The following is a 4,335-nucleotide window of genomic DNA, read 5'->3' as shown; positions in this document are numbered from 1 at the left end:
GCAACGGCTTTCCGTGCGCCAGGAAAGTTCGGGAGCAAATGCTCTCGAGACGGCCGGCGCACGAGGTTGATGTCGTAATGCTTTATTGGCTGATTGAATTTTCCGACAAGCTTTCCGTTCTCAACGTGTTTCGCTACATCACGTTCCGGACCGGCGGTGCCGTCATAACGGCGCTGCTGTTCGTATTTCTGTTTGGACAATTCATCATTGATCGCCTGCGGCGGCTGCAGGGCAAGGGCCAGCCGATCCGCGCCGACGGCCCGCAATCGCATCTCCTGACCAAGAAGGGCACGCCGACGATGGGCGGCCTGATGATCCTGTCCGGACTGGTGGTCTCGACCCTGCTGTGGGCGAACCCGCTCAACCCCTATGTCTGGATCGTGCTCGCGGTGACGCTCGGTTTTGGCTTTGTCGGCTTCTACGACGATTATCTGAAGGTGACCAAGCAGACGTCGGGCGGTTTCGCCGGCCGCGTCCGCCTTGCGCTGGAAGCAGCCATCGCGCTCGCCGCCTGCTACGCGCTGGTGCGGCTTGGACGCGACGCCTCCTCGACCTCGCTCGCGATTCCTTTTTTCAAGGACCTGGTATTCAATTTTGGCTGGTTCTTCTTGATCTTCGGCGCCTTCGTCATCGTCGGCGCCGGCAACGCGGTCAATCTGACCGACGGCCTCGATGGACTTGCCATCGTCCCGGTCATGATCGCATCCGCGAGTTTCGGCCTGATCTCCTATCTGGTCGGCAACGCCGTGTTCTCCGAATATCTGCAGCTCAATTACGTCGCCGGCACCGGCGAACTCTCCGTATTGTGCGGCGCGGTGCTCGGCGCGGGGCTCGGATTCCTCTGGTTCAACGCGCCGCCGGCCTCGATCTTCATGGGCGATACCGGTTCGCTGGCGCTCGGCGGCATGCTCGGCTCGGTCGCGGTCGCGGTCAAACACGAGATCGTGCTGGCGGTGATCGGTGGCTTGTTCGTGCTGGAAGCCGTGTCCGTGATCGTGCAGGTTGCATCCTTCAAGCTCACCGGCAAACGCATCTTCAAGATGGCGCCGATCCACCATCATTTCGAGCAATTGGGATGGACCGAGCCGCAGATCGTGATCCGGTTCTGGATCATCTCCGTGATGCTGGCGCTCGCCGGCCTCTCGACGCTGAAGCTGCGATGATGGCGTATCCCTTCACCAGTCATTCCGGGGCGCGCGCAGCACGAATCCGGAATCTCGCGATTCCGGGTTCGTTGCGCTGCGCTCCACGCCCCGGAACGACGTGGACGAGATCATGATCCCCGTCACCTCTTTCGCCGGCAAGACGGTTGCCGTGTTCGGACTCGGCGGGTCCGGCCTCGCCAGCTGTCATGCCTTGAAGGCGGGAGGCGCGGAAGTGGTCGCCGGCGACGATGGCGTCGAGCGCCTGGCGGAGGCCGCGCGGGCCGGTTTCATCACTGCGGATCTGCGCAAGGTGTCGTGGCTGAATTTCGCCGCGCTGGTGCTGACGCCCGGCGCGCCGCTGACCCATCCGGCGCCGCACTGGAGCGTGTTGATGGCGCGCAATGCCGGCTGCGAGGTGATCGGCGACATCGAACTGTTCTGCCGCGAGCGGCGCCGTCATGCACCGGATGCGCCGTTCGTGGCGATCACCGGCACCAACGGCAAGTCCACCACCACCGCGCTGATCGCGCATCTGATGCGGGTCGCCGGCTATGATGCGCAGATGGGCGGCAATATCGGCACCGCGATCCTGTCGCTGGAGCCGCCTCGGATGGGGCGCGTCCATGTCATCGAGATGTCCTCCTACCAGATCGATCTGACGCCCTCGCTCGATCCGGCCGTCGGCATCCTGCTCAACGTCAGCGAGGATCATATCGACCGCCACGGTACGCTCGAGCATTATGCCGAGGTCAAGGAGCGCCTGGTCGCCGGCGTGCAGCCGAAAGGCACCGCGATCGTTGGCGTCGACGACGGCTTCAGCCGCGCCACCGCCGACCGGATCGAGCAGGCGGGAAAGCATGTGGTTCGCGTCTCCGTCAAGAACCCGCTGGCCGACGGCATCTCAGTCCAGCACGAGATCATCGTGCGGGCCGCCGGCGGGGCGCGCCACGAGGTGGCGCGGATCGGCGGCATCGGCTCGCTGCGCGGTTTGCACAACGCGCAGAATGCGGCTTGCGCGGCAGCCTGCGCGCTGGCGCTCGGTGTCAGCGAGCAGGTCCTGCAGGCGGGCCTGCGCAGTTTTCCGGGGCTTGCCCACCGCATGGAGCAGGTCGGCCGCCGCGGTCCCGTGCTGTTTGTCAACGATTCGAAGGGCACCAATGCGGATGCGGCCGCGCATGCCTTGTCGTCCTTTGCGGATATCTTCTGGATCGCCGGCGGCAAGCCCAAGCTCGGCGGCATCACCAGCCTCACCGAATTTTTCCCGCGTATCCGCAAGGCCTATCTGATCGGCGAAGCGGCCGCGGAATTTGCCGCGACGCTCGGCGATCGCGTCCCCCATGAGATGTCCGAAACCCTCGATGTCGCGGTCGCCAGTGCCGCGCGCGATGCGGAGGCCTCGGGCCTTGCCGATCCCGTGGTGCTGTTGTCGCCGGCCTGCGCCTCGTTCGACCAGTACCGCAATTTCGAAATCCGCGGCAGCAGGTTCCGCGATCTGGTCACCGCGCTGTCGGGCGTCAAGCCGGTGGTGTGACGCCCGCCGTCGCCGCAGTCTCGACTGTCTTCGGCCGCGAACGATCCAATATTCCAGATGCGGTGACGGCTCGATCACTGAAGCCGCGGCCTCCCGGACCCGCCTGCCGGTGTGACGACCTTTTAAGCTTTTCCTTAACCCTTCGGAAACCCCGATCGGCGACCAATGGCACTATCATTTACGTTTCCTTGGCCCTGGGACGCCCATGCTCTCGCGCGAAGAACGCAACCCCTTGTCGGAATGGTGGTGGACGGTCGATCGTCCCCAGCTTGGGGCGGTCATTGCGCTGATGCTGAGCGGGGTCATCCTGTCGCTGGCGGCAAGTCCGCCGGTGGCGACCCGGATCGGTCTTGATCCCTTTCATTTCTTTAGCCGGCACGTGCTGTTCCTGCTGCCGTCCTTCATCGTCTTGATCGGCGTATCCTTCATGTCGCCGCGGCAGATCCGGCGCAGCGCGCTGATCGTGTTTGCGATTTCGATCGTGCTGATCGTCACGACGCTGCTGATCGGCCCCGAAGTGAAGGGCGCGCGGCGCTGGATCACGCTGCTCGGCGTCAATATCCAGGCCTCCGAGGCGGCCAAGCCCGCCTTTGTCGTGATCGCGGCGTGGCTGTTCGCAGAATCGGCGCGGCGGCCGGAAATGCCGGCGACGTCGATGGCGCTGGTGCTGCTGTTGATGCTGGTCTCGCTGCTGGTGATGGAGCCCGATTTCGGCCAGACCATGCTGGTCCTGATGGTGTGGGGCTCGCTGTTCTTCGTCGCGGGCATGCGGATGATCTGGGTGGCGGGACTGGCGGGCGCCGCCGGCACCGGGCTGTTCGCCGCCTATCTTCTGGTGCCGCATGTCGCAGGCCGCATCCAGCGCTTCATGAATCCGGCCTCCGGCGATACTTTTCAGGTCGATACCGCGATGGAGGCTTTCGCCAATGGCGGCTGGTTCGGATTGGGGCCGGGCGAAGGCATCGCCAAGCGCAATCTGCCGGACAGTCACACCGATTTCGTGTTCGCGGTGGCAGCCGAGGAATTCGGCATCGTGCTCTGCCTGGCGTTGCTGGCGCTGTTCGCCTTCGTCGTGATCCGCGCGTTGTCGCGCGCCTACGCAACCGAGGACATGTTCGCGCGCTTCGCGGCGTCCGGACTCGCCATCATGTTCGGAGTGCAGGCCGCGATCAACATGTCGGTCAATCTGCAGCTGATCCCCGCCAAGGGAATGACGCTGCCGTTCATCTCCTATGGCGGCTCCTCGATGGTGTCGGTGGCCTATGGCGTCGGCATGCTGCTGGCGCTGACCCGGCAGCGGCCGAGCATCGAGGAGGAAGCGGCCGGTGATGCCGCAGCAATCCGAGGCTACGCCTAACTCCGCGAAAGCGGTAATGACGAACGCCGCGCTGTCGGCTATGGGAGGCGCATGGACACTGCGCCTCTGATTTTGCTGGCCGCAGGCGGTACCGGCGGTCATCTGTTTCCCGCCGAGGCGCTCGGCGTCGAATTGATCAAACGCGGCCTGCGGGTGCGGCTGGTCACCGATTCCCGTGCGATGCGTTACAGCGGATTGTTCTCCAAGGACATGATCGACGTGGTGCCGAGCGAGACGGTGCGCGGCCGCATGCCCTGGCAGCTGGCCGTGACCGGCATCAAGCTCGCGGCCGGCACCGCGGC

At 64.7% G+C, this 4,335-nt stretch carries 4 protein-coding genes; all 4 read left to right on the top strand.

All coding sequences use genetic code 11. The features are described from left to right. The first annotated feature begins 77 nt into the window (after positions 1 to 77). Positions 78 to 1,163: a phospho-N-acetylmuramoyl-pentapeptide-transferase gene (gene mraY, locus WCB02_RS26190; protein WP_423962665.1), complete on the top strand. Its 1,086-nt coding sequence runs from the start codon at positions 78 to 80 to the stop codon at positions 1,161 to 1,163. Between the two features lie 112 nt (positions 1,164 to 1,275). Beyond that, the gene (murD, locus tag WCB02_RS26185; RefSeq protein WP_423962664.1) at positions 1,276 to 2,676 is read left to right on the top strand and encodes a UDP-N-acetylmuramoyl-L-alanine--D-glutamate ligase; all 1,401 of its coding nucleotides are present in this window, start codon (positions 1,276 to 1,278) and stop codon (positions 2,674 to 2,676) included. A 205-nt stretch (positions 2,677 to 2,881) separates the two neighbouring features. After that, the gene (gene ftsW / locus WCB02_RS26180; protein WP_423962663.1) at positions 2,882 to 4,033 is read left to right on the top strand and encodes a putative lipid II flippase FtsW; all 1,152 of its coding nucleotides are present in this window, start codon (positions 2,882 to 2,884) and stop codon (positions 4,031 to 4,033) included. 51 nt (positions 4,034 to 4,084) lie between these two features. After that, on the top strand, positions 4,085 to 4,335 hold a 251-nt coding region (locus tag WCB02_RS26175; RefSeq protein ID WP_423962662.1), incomplete at its 3' end, for a glycosyltransferase.

Origin of the sequence: Bradyrhizobium sp. (assembly GCF_049581145.1) — a bacterium.
GTDB lineage: Bacteria > Pseudomonadota > Alphaproteobacteria > Rhizobiales > Xanthobacteraceae > Bradyrhizobium.
The sequence above is the reverse complement of the archived record's forward strand: the minus strand, read 5'-3'. Positions and strand labels throughout refer to the sequence as shown.